General features: G+C 42.1%; 22 protein-coding genes. 11 read left to right on the top strand and 11 right to left on the bottom strand.

Annotated features, from left to right (window positions below; genetic code table 11):
* Positions 1-39 precede the first annotated feature (39 nt).
* Positions 40-876, top strand: a complete 837-nt coding sequence (locus ACEWB7_RS07860) for a pyruvate, water dikinase regulatory protein (protein WP_004783863.1) — start codon at positions 40-42, stop codon at positions 874-876.
* Between the two features lie 243 nt (positions 877-1119).
* Here ACEWB7_RS07860 and ACEWB7_RS07865 read toward each other — a convergent pair whose 3' ends face one another.
* From ACEWB7_RS07865 to ACEWB7_RS07880, 4 genes are all read right to left on the bottom strand, one after another.
* The gene (locus ACEWB7_RS07865; protein ID WP_312308804.1) at positions 1120-1683 is read right to left on the bottom strand and encodes a flavoprotein; all 564 of its coding nucleotides are present in this window, start codon (positions 1681-1683) and stop codon (positions 1120-1122) included.
* Positions 1684-1963: 280 nt separating this feature from the next.
* A complete protein-coding gene (locus ACEWB7_RS07870; protein ID WP_004783860.1) occupies positions 1964-2968 on the bottom strand; it encodes an LLM class flavin-dependent oxidoreductase in 1005 nt (334 codons plus the stop codon).
* Between the two features lie 155 nt (positions 2969-3123).
* Positions 3124-3573, bottom strand: a complete 450-nt coding sequence (locus tag ACEWB7_RS07875) for a hypothetical protein (RefSeq protein WP_312308809.1) — start codon at positions 3571-3573, stop codon at positions 3124-3126.
* A 249-nt stretch (positions 3574-3822) separates the two neighbouring features.
* Positions 3823-4251 (bottom strand): glycine zipper domain-containing protein, encoded by a 429-nt coding sequence (locus ACEWB7_RS07880; RefSeq protein ID WP_034171622.1) that lies wholly within the window; start codon positions 4249-4251, stop codon positions 3823-3825.
* A gap of 354 nt (positions 4252-4605) precedes the next feature.
* Between ACEWB7_RS07880 and prfA the strand changes: the two genes are divergently transcribed.
* Complete coding sequence (gene prfA, locus ACEWB7_RS07885) at positions 4606-5694, top strand: peptide chain release factor 1 (protein WP_004783856.1); 1089 nt, start codon at positions 4606-4608, stop codon at positions 5692-5694.
* Positions 5694-6512 carry a peptide chain release factor N(5)-glutamine methyltransferase gene (prmC, locus tag ACEWB7_RS07890; protein WP_004783853.1) on the top strand — a complete coding sequence of 273 codons (819 nt, stop codon included), beginning with the start codon at positions 5694-5696 and terminating at the stop codon, positions 6510-6512. Before prfA ends, prmC begins: the two co-directional genes overlap by 1 nt.
* A 69-nt stretch (positions 6513-6581) precedes the next feature.
* Here the strand turns inward: prmC and ACEWB7_RS07895 are convergent, their stop codons facing one another.
* The 4 genes from ACEWB7_RS07895 to ACEWB7_RS07910 form a co-directional block, all read right to left on the bottom strand.
* A complete protein-coding gene (locus tag ACEWB7_RS07895; protein WP_312309537.1) occupies positions 6582-7409 on the bottom strand; it encodes an ABC transporter permease in 828 nt (275 codons plus the stop codon).
* Positions 7409-8380, bottom strand: coding sequence for an aliphatic sulfonate ABC transporter substrate-binding protein (locus tag ACEWB7_RS07900; protein ID WP_312309535.1), 972 nt, complete (start codon positions 8378-8380; stop codon positions 7409-7411). Before ACEWB7_RS07900 ends, ACEWB7_RS07895 begins: the two co-directional genes overlap by 1 nt.
* 323 nt (positions 8381-8703) lie before the next feature.
* Positions 8704-9057 (bottom strand): hypothetical protein, encoded by a 354-nt coding sequence (locus tag ACEWB7_RS07905; RefSeq protein WP_312309534.1) that lies wholly within the window; start codon positions 9055-9057, stop codon positions 8704-8706.
* Between the two features lie 228 nt (positions 9058-9285).
* Entirely contained in the window at positions 9286-10308 is a 1023-nt protein-coding gene (locus tag ACEWB7_RS07910; protein ID WP_166134947.1) for an AraC family transcriptional regulator, read from the bottom strand.
* 138 nt (positions 10309-10446) lie between these two features.
* Here ACEWB7_RS07910 and ACEWB7_RS07915 point away from each other — a divergent pair, with 138 nt between their 5' ends.
* The 3 genes from ACEWB7_RS07915 to ACEWB7_RS07925 all read left to right on the top strand — a co-directional run bounded on the left by ACEWB7_RS07915 (position 10447) and on the right by ACEWB7_RS07925 (position 14347).
* A complete protein-coding gene (locus ACEWB7_RS07915) occupies positions 10447-11217 on the top strand; it encodes a 3-hydroxyacyl-CoA dehydrogenase (protein WP_166134944.1) in 771 nt (256 codons plus the stop codon).
* 92 nt (positions 11218-11309) lie between these two features.
* Positions 11310-12446, top strand: a complete 1137-nt coding sequence (locus tag ACEWB7_RS07920) for an acyl-CoA dehydrogenase family protein (RefSeq protein ID WP_179993313.1) — start codon at positions 11310-11312, stop codon at positions 12444-12446.
* Between the two features lie 254 nt (positions 12447-12700).
* The gene (locus ACEWB7_RS07925) at positions 12701-14347 is read left to right on the top strand and encodes an AMP-binding protein (RefSeq protein WP_312309529.1); all 1647 of its coding nucleotides are present in this window, start codon (positions 12701-12703) and stop codon (positions 14345-14347) included.
* Positions 14348-14536: 189 nt separating this feature from the next.
* On the opposite strand, the gene ACEWB7_RS07930 is transcribed toward ACEWB7_RS07925, so the two are convergent.
* Positions 14537-15046: a pyridoxamine 5'-phosphate oxidase family protein gene (locus tag ACEWB7_RS07930; protein WP_312309527.1), complete on the bottom strand. Its 510-nt coding sequence runs from the start codon at positions 15044-15046 to the stop codon at positions 14537-14539.
* A 258-nt stretch (positions 15047-15304) separates the two neighbouring features.
* Here ACEWB7_RS07930 and ACEWB7_RS07935 point away from each other — a divergent pair, with 258 nt between their 5' ends.
* The 5 genes from ACEWB7_RS07935 (at position 15305) to ACEWB7_RS07955 (ending at position 18564) form a co-directional block, all read left to right on the top strand.
* Positions 15305-15493 (top strand): hypothetical protein, encoded by a 189-nt coding sequence (locus ACEWB7_RS07935; RefSeq protein WP_411580565.1) that lies wholly within the window; start codon positions 15305-15307, stop codon positions 15491-15493.
* A gap of 39 nt (positions 15494-15532) precedes the next feature.
* Entirely contained in the window at positions 15533-16303 is a 771-nt protein-coding gene (locus ACEWB7_RS07940) for a HesA/MoeB/ThiF family protein (protein ID WP_312309540.1), read from the top strand.
* 58 nt (positions 16304-16361) lie between these two features.
* Positions 16362-17660, top strand: a complete 1299-nt coding sequence (locus ACEWB7_RS07945; protein ID WP_004783830.1) for an ABC1 kinase family protein — start codon at positions 16362-16364, stop codon at positions 17658-17660.
* Between the two features lie 132 nt (positions 17661-17792).
* Positions 17793-18173, top strand: coding sequence for a dihydroneopterin aldolase (folB, locus tag ACEWB7_RS07950; protein ID WP_004783828.1), 381 nt, complete (start codon positions 17793-17795; stop codon positions 18171-18173).
* Complete coding sequence (locus ACEWB7_RS07955) at positions 18130-18564, top strand: 2-amino-4-hydroxy-6-hydroxymethyldihydropteridine diphosphokinase (RefSeq protein ID WP_004783827.1); 435 nt, start codon at positions 18130-18132, stop codon at positions 18562-18564. The genes folB and ACEWB7_RS07955 overlap by 44 nt, the downstream gene beginning before the upstream one ends.
* Positions 18565-18998: 434 nt before the next feature.
* Here ACEWB7_RS07955 and coq7 read toward each other — a convergent pair whose 3' ends face one another.
* Both coq7 and ACEWB7_RS07965 read right to left on the bottom strand, forming a co-directional pair.
* Positions 18999-19634, bottom strand: a complete 636-nt coding sequence (gene coq7 / locus ACEWB7_RS07960) for a 2-polyprenyl-3-methyl-6-methoxy-1,4-benzoquinone monooxygenase (RefSeq protein WP_004783823.1) — start codon at positions 19632-19634, stop codon at positions 18999-19001.
* A gap of 3 nt (positions 19635-19637) precedes the next feature.
* Complete coding sequence (locus tag ACEWB7_RS07965; protein ID WP_004783821.1) at positions 19638-20957, bottom strand: MFS transporter; 1320 nt, start codon at positions 20955-20957, stop codon at positions 19638-19640.
* Between the last annotated feature and the right edge of the window lie 14 nt (positions 20958-20971).

Below are 20971 nucleotides of genomic sequence, written 5' to 3' on the forward strand. Positions count from 1 at the left end.
ATTATATAGTACTAAGACAAATGTTTGAGGAGAATTTTAATGTCAGAAGGTAAACAAATTCAGCGGAGTGTGTTTTTTATTTCCGATGGTACTGCCATTACTGCTGAAACCCTTGGCCACTCACTGTTAGCGCAGTTTCCGCATGTGGATTTTGACATTCATATTATCCCTTATATTAGCTCTGAAGAAGCGGCCATGAATGTGGTCACAGAGATCAATGAACGTGCCCAAAAAGACGGTCAAAAACCTTTGGTTTTCGATACGTTGGTGGATCCCTATGTGCGTGACATCATTAATACTGCAAATGCAGTAAATCTTGATGTTTTTGAAGGGCTTATCAGTAAATTATCAGAAGAGCTTGGTACTGAACCTACGACTTTAGTCGGTCAGACCCATGCGGTGACCGATTCTGAGTCTTATAAGGCACGTATTGATGCCGTACATTTTGCGCTCGACAATGATGATGGTGCGCGTACGCGTCACTATGATAAGGCTGATCTGATCCTGATTGGCGTATCGCGTTCCGGTAAGACTCCAACCTCAATTTATTTGTCTCTGCAATTTGGAATTCGTGTAGCGAACTATCCGCTAACTGAAGAAGATCTGGACGATAACCGCCTGCCAGCAGTGCTAAGACCGCATAAAAACAAGCTTTTTGGCTTGATGATTGATGCAGAACGTCTGGTTGCAATTCGTACAGAACGTAAGGCCAACAGCCGTTATGCCAGCTTTAGCCAGTGTCAGATGGAACTGCGTGCAATTGAAGGCATCTATATTTCGGAAGGGATCAAGTACCTGAATGTTTCGGAAATGTCGATTGAAGAAATCTCAACGCGTGTCTTACAGATGACAGGACTAAAACGTCGAATTGGCTAAAAAGAATTCAGAGCCAGACGGAGGTTTGGCTCTGATTTATAGATAAAAATTAATAAAAATACTGCTTTCATAGAAATAAAATATGAATATTATAAGTTGTTGAAATATTCAATATTTTAATAAAAAATGTAGTGATTGTTTTTTAAACTTTTTTGCTATTCAATGAAATCAAAAATTCAATTTTGCAGAGCTAAATTTTTCCAAATACACTCCGAATTTTTAATCTTATGTGCTAAAAACAGATTAACTTGCTGATTGAAAAGTATGCACAATTAGCTCAACCTGATATTCATCTCCATTAATACAATGAATACTATTTTCGGAAATTTTTGCAATAGGCCAGGTAATCAGCTGGCAATTTTCACGTTGCAGAGCAGCATAATAGTGATCTGATTTAAGATAAACTTTGGATGCGGCTGCAAGATTTGGCATGAGCTGGCGTCTGAGCCATAAATTCTGTACCTGATTTTCCAGATAACGTAATGACAAAATACTTTTAATCCGGTTATTAAATAGGTGTCGATTTTTAATGATCAATGGGTGATTTAATAATCGGTGCAAACCCCGTTCAGTCCCTGGCAATACAAATTGCGGATTAATCTGAAAAACTTTTACTGAGCGAGCTTGCTGGCTAATCTTGTTGAGCTGACTTACGGTAAATTGATCCGTACCAATAATCGCAATATCTTTTCCAGCACAGTCAAGTTCAGCGAGCTGGGAAGAGGGCATTTTAATGCCAGTAAAATGCTGGAAATTTTCGGGACGATTCTCAAATATACCCGTGTGTGCATCCTGCTTGGTAGACATTGTTTTTCCTTGAAATTATTTAATAATTGGTCTTATTTGCTTTGTTATAGATATTAACAAAAGCCCTAGAGCGGTAAAGTTCAAAATTTAACTTAGACAGTCATTCTTTTTTCTATTGTATTTTTAATGAGACATAGATGTATTAAAGCGCAGGAGATCCATCTTAGACATGGATTTATCTATTTGGAGACTTAAAATTTTCAAACAAAGTTTTAAAAAATATACCCATTCCTAAGAGTGGGTATATAGATCAGAATAAATTAGGCAAAGCAAGACAGCATTATTGCCCGTTTTTGATCTGCATCAGCAATTCAAAATTATGCAGACGTTTCTCTGTGTCATAGATGTCACAGGTGAAGATAAACTCATCTACATCATATTTTGCTATGAGTGCTTCCAAACCGGCTTTAACAGTTTCTTTGGAACCCACTTGCGCCATGGCAAAGAAATTGTCGACAGACATTTTTTCAGGTGGTGACCAGAGTCCTTCCATAGAATCAATCGGCGCTTTCAATTTCAGGCTTTGACCGCGAATCAGGGCAAGGACACGCTGGTAAGCACTTGTTGCCAGATATTCAGCTTCTTCATCTGTATCTGCGACACAAGTCGGTACGCCCATAGAAACATAAGGACGATCCAGATATTCAGACGGTTCGAAATTGTCCCGATACAATTGAATCGCTTGACCAAGCATACGCGGAGCAAAGTGAGATGCAAAAGAATAGGGTAGACCAAGTTTTGCTGCCAGTTGTGCGCTAAACAGGCTCGAACCTAATAACCACACAGGTACGTGTGTGCTTTGGCCTGGAGTTGCCACAATGCGTTGGCCTGGAATCGGATCTTTAAAGTATTGCAGAATTTCTAAAACATCCTGCGGGAACTGATCTTCAGTTTCCTGACGGCCACGACGTAAAGCACGCATGGTCATTTGATCGGTACCCGGAGCACGGCCTAGACCCAGCTCAATACGATCTGGATATAAAGTCGCTAATGTACCGAACTGTTCTGCTACTACCAAGGGTGCATGGTTTGGCAACATAATGCCGCCAGAGCCAAGTTTGATGCTATTGGTATTTGCCAGTAAATAGCCTAAGAGAACGGCAGTCGCTGAGCTGGCAATACCATCCATATTATGATGCTCGGCCAGCCACATCCGGCTATAACCTAGACGTTCTGCGGTCTGGGCCAGTTCCAACGCATGTTGCAGGGAGAATTGAATGGTCTTATCGTCACGAACTGGAACCAGTTCGAGAATAGAGAACTGGGTATCGGTAAGCGTACGCATAATATTACTCTTGAATAAACATGACTAAGAGCATACGACTTTGCATTGTATTTGTATATCGAAAAAAATCGATATATATGTAAACCAAAATAACAGGCAAAAAAATAAGCATCCGAAGATGCTTATTCAAGGAGGAAAAGTGATTAGAGGAAATCTTAGCGACGGTGGTTATAACGGTAGTTGCTAGTACGATAGTTTTTTGAACTATAGCGACGGTCATAACGGTCATCATAACGACGGTCTTCGCTGACTTTTTTACCAAGGGCAGAACCACCAGCAGAACCTAATGCAGCACCAATTAAGCCGCCACTAGAACCCGCCATGTTTTTACCTACGGCATAACCAGCACCACCACCTAAAGCACCGCCGATAATCGCACCATTACGGTCACGTTTATTCGCTGCTACTGCGGCACCAGCACCACCGCCAATCGCAGAACCGATTGTTGCACCAGTTGTACCACCCATTTTATTGCCCACTGCGGCACCAACGACACCACCCAAAGCAGAAGCTAAAGCCGTATTCGTTGTATTTCCGGCATTGGCGGCTGTCATACCCATGGCTGAGGTTGCTACGACAGCGATCATTAGAGATTTGTAATTCATGAGTACACCTTTTATATATCTAGCTGTATTTGTTGATGAGATAAATTTAATCTAGCAACCGTCAAATAGCATGGAGGCAGTGTTGGCGAATTGTGATTTTTATCTCCTTAATTTATTCATGATCTAGTTCTGATAATTTTATGTATTACATGAATTTGGATGTGTTGAACATATAATAAAAAAAGCACCCAAACAGGTGCTTTTAATGTTAAATGTAGCGTCGAATTTAAAGAGCCTAAGGGCAAGAAATTAACGGTGACGTTTTTTCCAGTGTTTAGCACGATTCGCTTTGGCACGATCGGCTGCTTTATCTTTAGAAATTTTATTACCTAAGGCTGCACCACCCGCAGCACCGAGTGCTGAACCGATATAGCCGCCATTAGAACCGCCCATGTTTTTACCTACGGTATAACCAGCACCACCACCTAAAGCACCACCAATTGCAGATGAGGTACGGTTTTTCTTGTTACTTGCAACAGCAGCACCACCTGCACCACCTAACGCGGCACCAATTGTTGCGCCAGTGTTGCCCCCCATGTTTTTGCCCAGTGCAGTACCAGCAACGCTACCTAGAGCACTTGCTGCTGCCACACGTGCAGTACTGTCTGCATGCGCACTCACTGTCATCATTGAGCCTGCAGCCATTGCAGCGCTCAGTAAAATTGCATTGAGTTTCATGTTGTAACTCCGTGTCCCTGATAGGACTTTCATATGTTAGTGTGTTTCGACGCAGAAAATGTAACAAATCATGCCCAAAAGAATGTGAAGATCTACCTCCATATTTAATGTGTTTATTTGCCAATTTGTAAAATGAGAAATAAATAAGGATCGAATTGAGCAGAAAAAATCCAAAACTGAAGATTTTATTTATATTTGTTAACAAATAGCGGTGACATCGCTGCATCTAAGCACTGACTTACTGAATAATGATGTTCATTAACCCAGAGAATCGTTAAACTAGGCGCAATTTTTTGATTTCGCTGTGCTAAATCACTGTTTAGTCACAGCCTTATGTTTGAGATTTTTTAGAAAATGAAAGAATCGTTACGTTTACGATTAGACCAACTCTCTGACCGTCATGAAGAACTGACTGCGTTATTGGCAGATGTTGAAGTGATTTCGGACAACAAGCGTTTTCGCCAGTTATCACGTGAGCATAATGATTTAACCGAGATTACCAGCGTTTGGACCAAGTACAAACAGGCTGAAGAAGATATTGAAACTGCGCAAGCCATGCTGTCTGATCCTGACTTTAAAGAAATGGCGCAGGAAGAGATTAAGGAAAATAAAGCCCTGATCGAACAGCTTGAAGCTGATTTGAATATCCTGATGATTCCAAAAGATCCAAATGATGCCAACTCTGCTTATTTGGAAATCCGTGCCGGAACCGGCGGTGATGAAGCGGCGATCTTCTCGGGTGATTTGTTCCGTATGTATAGCAAGTATGCGGAATCTCAAGGCTGGCGTATTGAAATCCTGTCTGAAAATGAAGGTGAGCACGGTGGCTATAAAGAAGTCATCTGCCTGGTGAATGGTGAAGGCGTTTATGGTCGCCTGAAATTTGAAAGTGGTGCGCATCGTGTACAACGTGTGCCTGCAACAGAATCTCAAGGTCGTGTACATACTTCAGCGTGTACGGTAGCAATTCTTCCAGAAGTGGATGTGGATACTTCAGTCGATATTAATCCGGCTGACTTGCGTATCGACACTTACCGCGCATCAGGTGCCGGTGGTCAGCATATTAACAAAACTGACTCTGCGGTGCGTATTACTCACATTCCAACCGGTACAGTGGTGGAATGTCAGGATGAACGTTCACAGCATAAAAACAAAGCCAAAGCGATGGCTTTGTTGGTTTCACGTCTGGAAAATGCCAAACGTGCCGCAGCAGATGCAGCGACTTCTGAAATGCGCCGTGACCTGGTGGGTTCAGGTGATCGTTCAGAACGTATTCGTACCTATAACTATCCACAAGGTCGTATGACCGATCACCGTATTAACCTGACTTTATATAAGCTGGATGCTGTGATGGAAGGTGATCTGACTGAGCTATTAGACAGTCTGCATCGTGAATATCAGGCTGATCAGTTGGCCATGCTTGCACAGCAGAATGGTGGCTAATGAACATTCAAGAAGCACTGGCTTTACGTGGTGAACCTGAAAGTTATGAACGTCAGGAAAATGCCTGGCTGTTGGAACACATTACCAAGATCGATGCTTTTGATCTGGTAATGAAAAAAGACCAGCAGTTAACACCTGAACAGGAACAGGCCTATGTCGAAGGTCTGGCGAGGATTGCTGCCGGTGAGCCATTGGCCTATATCACAGGCTCACAACCATTCTGGACACTGGATCTTAAAGTCACCAAAGATACTTTAGTGCCACGCCCGGATACCGAAGTGCTGGTCGAAACAGTCCTGAAATTAGACTTGCCGGAAGATGCGCGAATTGTTGACTTGGGGACTGGTACCGGTGCCATTGCCTTGTCACTGGCGTCTGAACGCCCGAACTGGTCTGTGACCGCTTCGGATATTTATGAACCCACACTGAAAGTTGCCAAATACAATGCGGAACAGCATGATTTGGATCAGGTGCAGTTTGTGCTTGGTTCCTGGCTAAAACCATTTGGTCGGCAGTTCTTTGATGCGATTGTATCTAATCCACCGTATATTGATGCACACGATGAGCATATGCCAGATCTGGCGACTGAGCCGGAACGTGCGCTGGTTTCAGACAAAAATGGCTTGGCTGATATTGAGATGATTATTCAGCAAGCCAAAAAACATCTGACCGTAAATGGCTGGGTTGTGCTTGAGCACGGCTATGATCAGGGCGATGCGGTTCGTCATCTGTTTACTCAAGCTGGTTATAAACAGGTCCGTACAGTGAAAGACTATGGCGGAAATGATCGAGTAACTTTAGGTCAGTGGCCGCATTAATTTTTAAAGCTTGATTTAATAAAAAAGCGACCTGGATAGGTCGCTTTTCTAATTCTTTTATTAAATAAATTATGAATTTCTAATCACATCTCGCCAGCGCAGTAAGCGGGTTTCAAACAGCTTCATAAGACTGTCCGTAATTTTGCCTAGGACTGCCAACAGGATAATGGCAATAATCACAATATCGGGACGTGAAGTCTCACGGCCATCACTAAGCAAATAGCCAATCCCTTGAGTGGTTGCAATCAATTCAGCCGCAATCATAAACATCCAGGACAAACTCAGGCTATTCCTTAAGCCAGTCAATATTCCCGGTGAGGCAGCGGGCAATACAATCTGCTGAACCTGTTGCCAGTATTTCAGGCGATAGACTTTTGCGACTTCAATCAGCTTACGATCCACCCCCTGAATCGCAGCCACAGTATTGGTATAGGTCGGGAAGAAGGCACCAATCGCAATCAAGGTGATTTTAGAAGATTCATCAATCCCTAACCAAAGCAGGAGTAGAGGAATCCAGGCTAGACTTGGAATAGATTTAATTGCAGAAAACGTTGGTTCCAGAAAATCTTCTGTATGTCTGTTTAACCCCACTAGGATTGCAAAGATCAGTCCTAATCCACTACCAATTCCAAAGCCAAGAAACACCCGCCAGCTACTGGTCCAAATGTGTTGCCATAAATCGCCCTCAGCCAGTTCAGTAAAGGACTGAAATAGGCTACTCGGTGCAGGCAACAGATAAGGTTCGATCACGCCATTACGGACCAGTATTTCAACCAGTACGATAAAAATAACAGGCAGGGTGAGGGCTTTGATCAGCGAAATGCTGCGTGGTAGCACAGCGGATTTTGGCTGTTCTTCCACGCTTAACTGTTCCGAGATGCTTTTCGGTATAGCCATTACTTAGTTACAACCTTTTTTGCATAACGGGCATCAAATAATTGAGTCACGACCTGATTAACATTGGTTCCTTTACGAACCAGTTCTTCTTCAGTCAGGATACGACCGGCTTTTTGTAATGCCCCGGTATGTTTGGTGGTTGGAATATTTTGATCCAGATTGGTACGGCTGAGTTGAAGCTTAGCGACTTCAATCGGGAGCTTGGCTTCACGTGCTAGCAATTCAGCCAATTTGTCGGGATTGGCTTTCGCCCATTTACGTGCCTGTTCATAAGCTTTAATCACCGCTTCAATCGCTTCCGGACTGGATTTGGCAAACTGGTCTTTTACGCTCAGTACGCTATAAGAGTTAAAGCTGACATTGCGATATAGCAATTTGGCACCTGACTGCGCCTGCGCAGATGCCATTAAAGGATCAAGGCCTGCCCAGGCATCGACCTGTTTACGCTCCAACGCAGTCTTACCATCCGGATGCTGTAAATGAACGAGCTCTACATCGCGTTTGCCCAAACCAATCGTATCTAAGGCTTGTAAGGTAAATAAAAAAGGATCTGTACCTTTAGTGGCAGCAATCTTTTTACCTTTCAAATCTTTCAGTGATTTGATATTCGAATCTTTATTGACGACCAGTGCTGTCCATTCAGGCTGGCTCTGGATATAAACTGTTTTAATCGGGCTACCATTGGCGCGGCTAAGCACTGCTGCTAAACCTGCAGTAGAAGCAAAATCTGTGCTACCGCTATTTAGATATTCGAGTGAACGGTTACTGCCTTGGCTAAATACCCATTTAATCTTGGTTTTTGGTAAAGCTTTTTCTAGCAGTTTCTGTTCTTTGACCACCAGACTGGTTGGTGCATAATAGGCATAGTCCAATTTTAATTCAGATGGAATTGCTGCGTTAGCCAAGCCGGTAAAGAGAGAAATAGATAGGCCGAGTAAAGTCAGACTCGAAGTTCTTAATGTTTTTTTCATGAATATCTCAATCTTGAATTAAATTTTTGACATTCATACCGGTAAATTGATAAGCACACAAAAAAGAAAAAAAGATAATCAAATCAAAAAATGAAATAATTAATATATTTAAATATAGGTATTTGTTTTTATTTAAATTTATTAAATAAAGAATAGAAAGGTTTTGCTTAGATAAAATTTTAAAAATGGTATGGCGTAAATTGATAAGCTGTTTTTCTAATTACTCATCTTTGCAGTAGGAGATTTTATAAATAACGAGTGCCATAAAAAAAGCGATGCATTAGCATCGCTTTTTGAGTCACTATTTTATCAATCTGGATAGCTTACATTGGGTAGTCTTGCAGACAGTCATAAACTTCGACTTGATCTAGACTACCAGTTTCCATTGCCAGGCAAAGGGCCACGACTTTGGTTGTATCAGCAAGATATTGTTCATCTTTCAGTGCAATACCTTGTTGTAATGCAACGATGCGCTCAGCCGGAATTTCAAGCGATTTCGCAGCTTCAGTGGCATCAATCTGGTTAAAGAAGTGCACAATAGCATCTTTGAGGGCAGAATCAGACGCATTCAAGATGCCTTGATTCAATTGCTCTGCATTAAGATCGGTCGAAGAAACTAAAGCCTGGGCGAAGTTTTGAACAAGATTTTGTCCAAGAACATCAGTCATCTTTAACATGGAAAATACCTTCAACAAGGAAAGAGGGAAAGGGAGTACAGCCAAAAGTGAAGCACTAAAAATTGATTGAAAAATAAACTATATTAATAGGGAATGCAAAGCATTATGGATGACCGTTCAGTCCTCTATTTTTGGGCTGTAAGCCTTGAAAAATATAACTGTTGAGAAAATATAAATTTAAATTTATATGCTAAATTTTAATCGTTTTTAAGTCTTATTAAATATAAATTATCTAGTAATATTTTGTCTATAGGCACCTGGACTAACCCCTGTCCATTTTTTAAAGGCACGATGAAAAGCACTGACTTCCTGGAAGTTAAGCTGATCACTGATGTCCTGCAAACTTTGATCCGTACGGGTTAATAGTTCAATGGCTGTATCACGACGAATTTCATTTTTGAGCTGTTGATAAGTCACACCTTCATTTTTAAGACGCCGTTGCATGGTGGCTTCAGACATATTCATTTTCAAAGCAAGCTCATTCAGTTCAAGCCATTCAGCCGGAGGTACTTTTAAAAGCTGTTTGCGGATCTGTGCACTTAGCGCATAAGGATTTTTAAAGCGAACTAGTAGGTTATGCGGAGTCTGTTGAATAAACTGATACCAGGAGGTTTGATCCTGTTTTACTGGGAGCTGCAAATAGGCTGCATCAAACTGGATATAGTTTTCACTGGCCTGATATTCAATCTGCTCACAAAAACGGACTTTATAATCAAAATCATCGAGTGGTGCGGCACATTTCAGTTGAATCTGATTAAGTAAAACCCGCTGTCCGCTTAACCAGCATAGCAGGGTATGAATCAGCATTAGATAGGTTGCATAACTAAACATGCGCTTGGTCTGGTTCTGGTCATAGATCACGATATAGGCAAAGTTTTCTTCGACCATCAGTGTGCTGTGCAGATCATCCAGAATCAGATTAAAAAATTGCAGGATTTGCTGCAGAGCTTTTTCCAGCGTATCGGTCTGTAACAGCATTTTTGACAAGAGTTTGAAACTGCCACGGCGCATTGGATGGCTGTCCATGCCAAAAAATTCGTCATTCATGCTGTCTGCAAGTGCAGTCCATAGCGCGGCATATTGCGCTACTGACACCCGTGCTTTAGCAGAGTGCAGAATCTCTAAGGGAATGGCAGCCTTAGTTAGAATCGCAGCAATATCATAATGCTGTGCTTTGGCATTCAGCAGTGCTTCATGAACCAGATCAATCGAAATGGTTCCCTTACTATATTCCAAGGCTGGTAAATGCATAGCCAGTCAGATATCCCTTCTTTATTGTCCAAATCCATCAGTGAAGATGCAACATTTGGAAATTGTACAGAATAAAATCTCTGTTTACTCTGCCTATTAAGTCGTAGCTTGTCATAAAAATAGGAACAGGACATTAACATGAAAATTCAGGGAAAAGTGATTGTGGTAACTGGTGGTGCATCAGGTCTGGGTGCAGCCACAGCGACTCATCTGGTGGAACAGGATGCAAAAGTGATTCTGGTGGATATGAACCAGGAGCAGGGCAATGCCTTACAACAGCAACTGGGTGAGCAGGCTGAATTTGTACAATTGGATGTAACGGATGAGCAGGCGGTTGAAGCTTTCTTTAATCATGTTGAAAATCAGTATGGCCAACTCAATGGCTTGGTGAACTGTGCTGGTATTGCACCTTCTGCCAAGGTACTGGGCCGCAATGGAATCCATGAACTGGCGATGTTCCAGAAAGTGTTGAATATCAATGTAAGTGGCACATTCAATATGCTTCGTTTTGCAGCGGCTTTAATCGCGAAGTATGAGCTGCAAACCGATGAAGAGGAGCGCGGTGTAATCGTGAATACGGCTTCAGTTGCAGCCTTTGATGGTCAGATTGGTCAGACAGCTTATTCTGCGTCTAAAGGTGCAGTCGTTGCGATGACGCTGCCACTCGCGCGTGAGCTGGCACGTGAAGCGATTCGTGTCATGACCATTGCACCCGGCATTATGGAAACCCCAATGCTGAAAGGCATGCCGCAAAATGTACAGGATGCTCTGGGGCAGATGGTTCCATTTCCACCACGTCTGGCCAAACCTCAGGAGTTTGCCCAGTTAGTAGGTCATATCTTCGAAAATAGCTATCTGAACGGTGAAGTGATTCGTCTGGATGGCGCCATCCGTATGGCTCCAAAATAAGTTCGAGCCAACGAAGCAAAATACAAAAGTCAGAGTAGATAGGTTTATTCACTCTATATGGAAAATTAAAAGATAAGTAAGGGATATACGCAGTGCTTTTAAATGACGAACAGAAAATGATTCAGGAGATGATGCGAAACTATTCGCAGCAAAAACTGAAACCCACCGCTGGTTTAAGGGATAAAACGGCTCAATTTCCAGCACAAGAATTGAAAGAACTCGGTGCACTCGGTGCACTCGGTATGACCGTGTCTGAACAATGGGGTGGAGCAGGTCTGGACTATGTGTCGCTGGTACTGGCCCTTGAGGAAATCGCTGCTGGAGATGGAGCCATATCGACCATTGTCAGTGTGCAGAATTCATTACCTTGCGGGATTACCCAGCGTTATGGTACCGAGAAACAAAAGCAGAAATACCTGACCAAACTGGCAACTGGTGAATGGTTGGGGTGTTTCTGCCTGACGGAACCTCAAGCTGGTTCCGATGCCAGCGCACTAGAATGTAAGGCAGAACGTGATGGCGATGAATGGGTATTAAATGGCACCAAGCAGTTTATTACTACCGGTAAGCATGCCCAGATTGCACTGGTATTTGCAGTGACAGATAAATCTGCGGGCAAGAAAGGAATCTCATGTTTCTTGGTACCTACCGATAGTCCAGGATATATCGTCTCGAATCTGGAAGAAAAAATGGGGCAGCATTGTTCCGATACCGCGACCATTATTTTTGATCAATGCCGGATTCCGGCTGAGAACCTGCTCGGAAAAGAAGGTGAAGGCTACAAGATTGCCTTGTCTAATCTGGAATCTGGCCGGATCGGGATCGCAGCACAATCTGTAGGTATGGCACGAGCTGCACTGGATGCTGCTGTTGAATATGCCAATGAACGTAAATCTTTTGGTGTAGAGCTGGTGCAGCATCAGGCAGTAGCATTCCGTCTCGCAGATATGGCCACCCAGATTGAGGCAGCAAGACAACTCGTCTTACATGCAGCAACGCTTAAAGATGCAGGATTACCATGCTTAAAAGAAGCGTCCATGGCTAAACTGTTTGCTTCGACTATAGCAGAGCGAGTCTGCTCGGATGCGATTCAGATTCATGGCGGTTATGGCTATGTCTCAGATTTCCCGGTTGAACGTATTTACCGTGATGTCAGAGTGAGCCAGATTTATGAAGGTGCATCAGATATTCAGCGTCTGGTCATTGCTCGGGAAGTGAGCAAAGTTTAAAAGTCATGAAATAGCCGACTGTTCAAATCCTGCAGCTCATTTGAGGGAGATGGAAATTGTGATGGTCTATAAAACATGGTCAATTATTGATAAAGCGAAAAGTGACTCAGTAGAGTGACACCTAACATGTCCTAGCAATAGGGCATGTTATATAAAACCGGCATTGCAATGGAATTCGCAGACGGTAGACAGAACAACAAATACAACGGACACAGACATAAAGTCTGTTTATAAACGGAATAGAGGTTGTCGTGATGAAGACACTAGAACAAGCGTATCGTGAATTTGATTTTGACACTATGGTTCAACAACATCTGGCAGGAACGCCAGATTCACTCAATGCCTATACAGAATGCTGTGGACGTTTTCTGGGACAAAACCGGATCGCGTTAATCTGGGAAGGTAAAAATGGCAAGACCCAATATTGGACTTTTGAACAATTGGCTGAGGCTTCAGGACAATTGGCTCATTATATGACCTCACTGGGTTTACAAGCAGGAGACTGTATTGCCGGACTGCTCCCACGAACCCCAGAATTATTAATTACCATTCTAGCCACCTGGCGTATTGGTGCGATTTATCAGCCTTTATTTACCGCTTTTGAAAGCAAGGCAATCGAGCATCGTATTAATACCGCACATACCCGACTCATTATTACCAATCAGGAACAGCGTGCGAAACTGAATGATCTGGATATTCCACATATTTTAACCGTCCATCAAACGCCTGAAAGTACCAGTCAGGATGCAGATTTCTGGACAGAACTCAAGAAATATCCAACTGAGTTTGAACCGGTTCAGGGTCGTTTTAGTGACATTTTCCTGATGATGTTTACTTCGGGTACAACGGGACTTGCAAAATCAGTGCCTGTACCACTTAAAGCTTTACTGGCATTTAAAGGCTATATGCTGCACGCCGTAGATTTACGCGACGAAGATACTTTCTGGAATCTGGCAGATCCGGGTTGGGCTTATGGTCTGTATTATGGAATTGCAGGTCCATTAAGTTTGGGGCATAGCATCATTATGGATGAACGTGCCTTTAGCGTAGACAATGCTGTTGAAGTCATTAAAAAATATCGGGTAAATAACCTGACTGGTTCTCCAACTGCATTCCGGATGTTCTTTGGCTTTAAGGAGAAATTTGATGCTGAGATTAGCTCGTGTTTACGTGTGGTCAGTAGTGCAGGTGAGCCATTAACGCCTGAAGTCATTCAGTGGTTTAATCATGAAATGGACGTGAATATCTACGATCAGTATGGACAGACTGAACTTGGGATGGTGATTGCCAATCATCATGCGCTGGAGCATCACAAGAAAATCGGTTCTGCTGGCTTTGCCATTCCAGGACATCGTTTTGCAGTTTTAAATGAAGAGCATCAGGAAGTCGAAAAAGGTGGTATTGGTACTTTGGCCATGGACTACTCAGCCTCACCTTTGATGTGGTTTGAAGGCTATGGCGGTAATAATCGGAAAGCCTTTGTGGGACAGTACTATTTAACAGGAGATACCGTAAAACTGAATGAACATGGTGGAATAGATTTCATTGGTCGTGCGGATGATGTCATTACGACTTCGGGTTATCGAGTTGGACCTTTTGATGTAGAGAGTACCTTGCTGGAGTGTGAAGAGGTGCTCGAGTCCGCTGTGGTTGGAAAGCCAGATCCGGAACGTACCGAAATTGTGAAAGCCTTTGTAGTGCTTAAATCACAATATGCCGCTAGTGAAGAACTGATGCTGAAATTGCAAAACTATGTGCGTTCCCGTTTATCTAAACATGCCTATCCGAAAGAGATTGAGTTTGTGAGTGATTTACCTAAAACTTCTAGCGGTAAAATTCAGCGTAATCTGCTTAAACAACAGGAAATTGCCAAGATTCAAGGCATTAAACAGGTCAGTTAATATATTCATTTAAATATATTGAAAAGGTCGCAATTGCGGCCTTTTTTATACGATTAATTTGTTTATGTTCGAATTAATCAGAGAAAATAATTGTCATTACAATGTAATACTATTCATCTTTTAAATAAAATAAATCAAAAATTTAGCCTCTTATTAAGAGGCTAAATTGAAGGTGGAAGTCTTATTTACTTATAGATCAACTTTTTTGTGCTCAGCATCCGGTTCCCCAGCTTCGCCAGTTACGCCACCTTTTAGTGCCTTAAATAGCTGAGTTACTTTATTATCGGTGACATTCCAGTATTCTGCACTTTCAGCTTCAGCAATCAGTATACGTACGCTAGGATCATCTTTACCTTCAAACCAGTTTTCTGCCCATGGATTCCATAATTTTTCAATCAAAATACGATCAGTACTGATCTGTGCATTTGCGCTGATTGATACATAAATACCATCAGAAGGTTTAGCGAAAGACAGGCCAATCTGAGTGCGACCAGTAGTGGCAGCTTTCACCAGATCATTGGTGTCACGCATTATGAAATACAAATTCTGATCTTCATTCATTTGCTCAGAATTGAGCATGGTCATCGGCTGAGAATGAATTTCCTGACTTTCGGTTACATGGCTGATCATGGTGTAACGCACATCTTTGATTAGTTCCCATAATTTTTCACGATTATTATGCTGATTTTGTTCGTTCATCTATATGCTCCATACTATTTATTGAAAGCGAGGATAATTGCTATTCCTTAAGCAGCTTAATCATATTTGATAATGGATACAGAGGGTCTCACTGAACTGATACATTTTCCTACTGAATTGCAGGCAGCAGCTACAGAAGTGCTAAACAAGCGGAAGACAGTTACAGGGTGATAAAAAAATAGAAGAACGAGGTTCGCAGGAAGATGTAATACGTAAATAAATTAAGTGGCATATAAATCAGTTAACTACATTAATAATATGACCATTACATATTTATCAAGACACTATCAGCTTGATACGGAGCATTTAACTGATATGCTATTTGGCGCTAGTATTGCCAAGACATTTATTGATTTGCTGTTTATGCGCAGAGAAGTTAATTTGCTCGAGATTTATCCGCATATTGAAATTTCGGTAAATGCACTTTTTGTGGCACATGCTTCTTAAAAATCTTCGAAACAAGGAACGACGTTGTCTATATCGACTATGGATGCCATATCCCCCGAGTTTGAACTCACCGATGCTGAATTGCACTTATATAGTCGCCAGATTCTTCTGGATGGTTGGGATATTGAAGCACAGGAAAAGCTGAAATTTTCTAATATCTGTATCGTGGGGTGTGGCGGGATTGGTTGTGCCTTGGCAGAACTTCTGGCACGAGCGGGTGTAGGCAAAATTACTCTGATTGATCCTGATACCATTGAGATGAGTAATCTACAACGACAACTGGCATTTACGCCAAATGATTTAGGCTTTTATAAGGCAGAAATACTCGCGAAAAGGCTGGCTCAGATTAATCCGAATGTTCAGGTTGAATATATTAATCAGGCTTTAACAACTGAAAATGCAGAAAGTATCATTGAACATCAAGATCTGGTGCTGGATGGATGTGATCAGTTCGAGACACGTTATCTGATCAATCAAAGCTGTGTAAAACTGAATGTGCCTTTAATCAGTGCTTCTGCGATTGGTTTGCAAGGGCAACTGTTCATGATGGAAGGGGATTCAGCTTGCTATGCCTGCCTGTTTCCACCTGAACATCAGGCTGATACCAGTTTGCGTTGTGCAGACTCAGGCGTCTTGGCGACTACGCCAAATGTGATGGCGAGTTTGCAAGCTCATCATGCATTGCTTTATTTAGGCTTGGGTAAAATGCCACTTAGACAGAAACTTCTAGTCTGGGATGGTCTGAGTTTCAAACAGCGCATTTTAAGTTTCGAAAAAGATACAGATTGCCCGGTCTGTCAGGCAAGATAGGCCTGCAAAATTTAATTTTTTTGCTACACTGCATGTAATTAATTTTTCCTAAGACATTATGAAAAAAAATATCTGGTTAGATGGAATACGTTCGGTTGCCCGTATGGGTGAAACCGCAGTAGTTGCGGCGAAGGCCGGCATTAAATATGCTACTGAAAAGCCAAGTAATGCCAAACTCATGCGTGAAACGTTTGAGTCTTTAGGCTCAACCTATATCAAACTCGGTCAGTTTATTGCCAGTACGCCATCGCTGTTTCCGCGTGAATATGTGGAAGAGTTTCAGGGCTGTCTGGATCAAACACCGACGTTGCCATTCAGCTATATCCAGGAAGTACTGGCATCAGAGTTTTCTGGTCGCAATCTGGATGAAATCTTTGCCTCAATTGAGGAAGCACCACTGGCTTCTGCCTCCATCGCACAGGTACATGCAGCCAAGCTGGTTTCTGGTGAAGATGTGGTCATTAAAGTACAAAAGCCGGGTGTGGAAACAATTCTATATACCGACTTAAATGTATTGCATTGGGCGACCAAACTGTTGGAAAAAGCAGTACCGAAAGTGAAATTTGCGTCATTGGCAGATATTGTCGAAGAAATCAAAACCCGGATGGTGCGTGAAGTTGATTTTATTGAAGAAGCACAAAATCTGGATGATTTCGTCAATTATCTGAATATCACCAATAATAAAGCAGCAACTGCTCCTAAGGTTTATCATCAATATTCAACACGTCGTGTGCTGACCATGCAACGTTTATATGGCGTGCCACTGACTGATTTTGAAGTGGTGAAAAAGGTCGCTAAAGACCCGTCACAGGTTCTCATCACTGCAATGAACACCTGGTTTGGCAGCCTGATGATGTGTAACAGTTTCCATGCTGATTTACACGCGGGTAATCTGATGCTGCTTGAAGATGGTCGTGTGGGCTTTATTGATTTTGGTATTGTCGGCCAGCTTAAACCAGAAGTCTGGACAGCGTGTATGGCCTTTATGGATGCCTTGCAGCATACCAATTATACCCTGATGGCAGAGAATATGCTGAAAATGGGTATGACTGCAGTTGAGATTGATACCAAAGTGCTTGCGGCTGATCTTGAACGTTTATTTAGTGGTGTGATGTTAGCTGATCCTCAGGATCTATTAACTTCAAGCCCTGCAGATCTCAACGATATCATGATGGATATGGTAGCAGTCGGTGAACGTCATGGCATTCGTTTCCCACGTGACTTTGCTTTATTGTTCAAGCAAATGCTGTATTTCGACCGTTTCATGAGAATTCTGGCGCCGTATACAGATATCTATGCAGATCAGCGTTTGCAGATGGTTCAGACTATGGACCCAAATTTGCTGTTAAAGCACTAATTTAATCCCTCCCGGCCTCCCTTTAAGAAAGGAAGGCTTTCATTACAAAATAAATAGAAGTGATGAAAGTTCCTCTGTATTAAAGAGGGATTTAGGGAGATTATTGGTAAATATTAAATTCCGAGTTTTAAAATGGACGCAATTATTATTGAAGGCTTAAAGGTCGATACAGTAGTCGGCTGCTTTAATTGGGAGCGTCAAATCATTCAGCCTTTAATGCTGGATCTAAACATTCGTACCAACTTAGAACAAGCGGCACAGTCAGATGAACTGGAAGATACTTTGAATTATGCCGAAATCTGCGAGATTTCAGCGCGGGTGATTCAGGAAGCTCAGCCAAAATTGATCGAACATGCAGCAAAACTGGTACTAGACGCGCTTTTTGCTACCTTTGAAAGTGTAGAATCGATTATGATTACGATCCGTAAGCCTGCCATTATCGCGCAAGCCAATTCTGTAGGGATACGTCTTGAACGCCACCGCAACGATATTCGCCCTAGCACTGGCGAGTAATTGTCATCCACAGCAACATTTTCAGGCTGCCCAGCAACGGATCAGTGAGTTGGGGGAAGTCCGGTTTTCTCCAATTTACCTCATTCCATGTCGGGATAGTATCGGAGCAGATTACTGGAATGCGGCCTGCCTCCTATACAGTGAAGTTTCTGTTCAAGATATGACAGATTTATTAAAGCAAATGGAAACGGATTCAGGGCGGGTTCGACCATCGCATCAGATCAGCCTGGATGTCGACCTGATTGCATGGGGAAATGATTTAAGCCAGATGGAATTTAATCCCAAAAAATTACCGCTTGCACTAGACGTAAAAATCCCGATGCATGACATCTGGTCTCATCCTGCATTTGAATATGATCGCCGTCTTCAATATCCACAAGTCAAAATTTAATCTGTATCTGAAATTAATCTAATGAATTTTTCAGTTTTATCTAAGTAGGGGATCTGTATTTGCCAAAAAACTGTTATTTACTTTTTCTTTTTATAAAAAATAACTAACAACACAATAATTGCGAATAGAATGCCAAGAATAATACCTGTTTCCATACGTCACCTTTAAAGCATTATTTTTTTGATAAATAGGTCATAGCTATTTAATAGTTATACCTGTCTCAATCGTTCTAGAATTTTAATAAATACGAGATGAAACCGGTTCGATTATAACAGCTGAATAAAAGAATAGAGTTTGATTAAAATGTGAACCGATATTCTGTTGGATAGATGGTTAAATTGATTGATCTGCACTCAAAAAAATCAATGAGTCATCTTGTTTAAGAATTCATGAGAATAAAAAAAGCCCTCAAAAAAGAGGGCTTCATTTGATACTTAAATATAATAACTGGTTTTAGTCATTAACTTGGAAATACCGGTCATGGCAATCTTGACTGGAAGGGGTAAATCTACACCGCCTGCAGCCAAAGCTGTATCACGGTGATGCAGTTCATCTTCATTCATCTGTTCCAGAATGCGACGTGAGCGTTCATCTTGTGCGGGCAGTTGATTAATATGATGCTGTAAATGCATACTCACTTGGCGTTCAGTTTCTGCAACAAAGCCCAGACTGTATTTGTCACCTGCAATGCCGGCAATTGCACCCATACCAAAGGAAAGGCCGTACCAGACCGGATTGAGTAAACTGGTATGGCTATCCAGTTCTTGTAAGCGGTCTTCACACCAGGCCAGATGATCCTGTTCCTCAATTGCTGCCTGTTCCATTTCCCGACGTACATTTGGTAATTTCGCTGTTAATGCCTGTCCATGATAAAGCGCTTGGGCACAAACCTCACCACTATGATTCACACGCATTAAACCAGCCACATGACGGGCATCACTCACGGTAAGCTGGGTTTCAACCGGTTTTGCTGGATTTTCCCGTTGTGAGGAAGTTGTTCCTGGAACAAGACTGCGTAATGCCTGGTCAAAAGAATGAATAAGCTTATCGACACCTGTATATTGACGCATGAATTAATCCTCCAAAGGGGCTTTTGCAGTTTTGATCATCGATTTCAATCTATAAAGCAGCCATAAAGTAAACAGGCCACTCAACACTGCAGTAATACAGAAAAGTATTTTAAGATCAAACTCTAAAATGCTTAAAATAATAATTGAGAATATAGCAGAAGATACCATGAAAACGGCATTCAGGATGTTATTTGCTGCAACCACACGTGCACGATGTGAGCGGGGAGAATGCGCTTGCATCATGGCATACAGCGGCACGATATAAAAACCGCCACTAATGCCCAGTAAAGTTACCGCCAGCATCACATGATAATAGCTCCAGCCTTGCTGGAATACATCTGCCAAGCCAAGTAGAGCACCAGTACGTTCCGGGACAAAGGCAAGACTTGCTGCCAGATACAATGCAAAAACTACAAGACCAATAGCGCCAATAGGAACCATTTTAATATTGACCTCAGTACCACCTAATCTACGGCATAGATAAGAACCTAAACCGATCCCGACAGAGAAAAAGGTTAAAAGCAGACTGGCAACATTTTCAGAAGCATGCAGGTTTTGTAAGGTAAGCTGTGGAATCTGGGTCAAATAAGTCGCACCATAAAACCAGTACCAGGAGTTACCCAGCAGAATTAAAAAAACCAGCGGTAAACTTTTAGCATATTTAATGGTCTGAAAGCTGGTCCGGAAAAAGTTCCAGTCAATATTGATTTCGGGTGCTGGAATACTCTGCTTCAGAATATAACGACTGGAGAGATAGCCAACCACGGCAATACTTAACACCGTCAGGCTGATCCAGATCAGATTGCCTGTAGAAGCAGCAATGACTGCACCACCCAGAATCATACCGAATAAAATCGCTAATGAAGTGCCTGACTGAAATAGTGCGTTACCTGACATCAATTCATCCGGTTTTAATACTTCAGGCAAAATGGCATATTTAATCGGGCCGAAAAAAGTGGATTGAGTGCCCATTAAAAACAGGGCGAACAATAGAATCCATAAATGACCGAGTAGGAAACCAACAGTCCCCAGAATCATGATCACAATTTCAAAAATCTTTAAATAGCGAATCAGCTGGGAACGTTCATATTTGTCTGCAATCTGGCCTGCCGTCGCAGAGAAAATAAAATAAGGCAAAATGAACAATAGTGCGGCAAGGTTATTTAGTGTGCTAATACTGGCTGATTGTTGCTGAATCCAACCATAGGTAATCACCAGTAATAATGCCTGTTTAAAAACATTATCATTCAGTGCACCAAAAAACTGGGTCAGGAACATGGGTAAAAAGCGGCGGCTCGCTAACAAATGTTCATTGTTGTTCATATAAGACGTGCTAC

The sequence above is a fragment of the Acinetobacter sp. NIOH-H-8 genome (assembly GCF_046635365.1).
Classification (GTDB): domain Bacteria; phylum Pseudomonadota; class Gammaproteobacteria; order Pseudomonadales; family Moraxellaceae; genus Acinetobacter.

Bases quoted from the DNA above. Each gene is read 5' to 3' on its own strand.
- ACEWB7_RS07865 (WP_312308804.1), bottom strand. From the start codon at position 1,683: ATGTCTACCAAGCAGGATGCACACACGGGTATATTTGAGAATCGTCCC.
- ACEWB7_RS07900 (WP_312309535.1), bottom strand. From the start codon at position 8,380: ATGAAAAAAACATTAAGAACTTCGAGTCTGACTTTACTCGGCCTATCT.
- ACEWB7_RS07915 (WP_166134944.1), top strand. From the start codon at position 10,447: ATGAAAATTCAGGGAAAAGTGATTGTGGTAACTGGTGGTGCATCAGGT.
- ACEWB7_RS07910 (WP_166134947.1), bottom strand. From the start codon at position 10,308: ATGCATTTACCAGCCTTGGAATATAGTAAGGGAACCATTTCGATTGAT.
- ACEWB7_RS07925 (WP_312309529.1), top strand. From the start codon at position 12,701: ATGAAGACACTAGAACAAGCGTATCGTGAATTTGATTTTGACACTATG.
- ACEWB7_RS07965 (WP_004783821.1), bottom strand. From the start codon at position 20,957: ATGAACAACAATGAACATTTGTTAGCGAGCCGCCGCTTTTTACCCATG.
- ACEWB7_RS07880 (WP_034171622.1), bottom strand. From the start codon at position 4,251: ATGAAACTCAATGCAATTTTACTGAGCGCTGCAATGGCTGCAGGCTCA.
- ACEWB7_RS07860 (WP_004783863.1), top strand. From the start codon at position 40: ATGTCAGAAGGTAAACAAATTCAGCGGAGTGTGTTTTTTATTTCCGAT.
- folB (WP_004783828.1), top strand. From the start codon at position 17,793: ATGGACGCAATTATTATTGAAGGCTTAAAGGTCGATACAGTAGTCGGC.
- ACEWB7_RS07930 (WP_312309527.1), bottom strand. From the start codon at position 15,046: ATGAACGAACAAAATCAGCATAATAATCGTGAAAAATTATGGGAACTA.
- prfA (WP_004783856.1), top strand. From the start codon at position 4,606: ATGAAAGAATCGTTACGTTTACGATTAGACCAACTCTCTGACCGTCAT.
- ACEWB7_RS07870 (WP_004783860.1), bottom strand. From the start codon at position 2,968: ATGCGTACGCTTACCGATACCCAGTTCTCTATTCTCGAACTGGTTCCA.
- ACEWB7_RS07895 (WP_312309537.1), bottom strand. From the start codon at position 7,409: ATGGCTATACCGAAAAGCATCTCGGAACAGTTAAGCGTGGAAGAACAG.
- ACEWB7_RS07935 (WP_411580565.1), top strand. From the start codon at position 15,305: ATGACCATTACATATTTATCAAGACACTATCAGCTTGATACGGAGCAT.
- prmC (WP_004783853.1), top strand. From the start codon at position 5,694: ATGAACATTCAAGAAGCACTGGCTTTACGTGGTGAACCTGAAAGTTAT.
- coq7 (WP_004783823.1), bottom strand. From the start codon at position 19,634: ATGCGTCAATATACAGGTGTCGATAAGCTTATTCATTCTTTTGACCAG.
- ACEWB7_RS07945 (WP_004783830.1), top strand. From the start codon at position 16,362: ATGAAAAAAAATATCTGGTTAGATGGAATACGTTCGGTTGCCCGTATG.
- ACEWB7_RS07940 (WP_312309540.1), top strand. From the start codon at position 15,533: ATGGATGCCATATCCCCCGAGTTTGAACTCACCGATGCTGAATTGCAC.
- ACEWB7_RS07905 (WP_312309534.1), bottom strand. From the start codon at position 9,057: ATGTTAAAGATGACTGATGTTCTTGGACAAAATCTTGTTCAAAACTTC.
- ACEWB7_RS07875 (WP_312308809.1), bottom strand. From the start codon at position 3,573: ATGAATTACAAATCTCTAATGATCGCTGTCGTAGCAACCTCAGCCATG.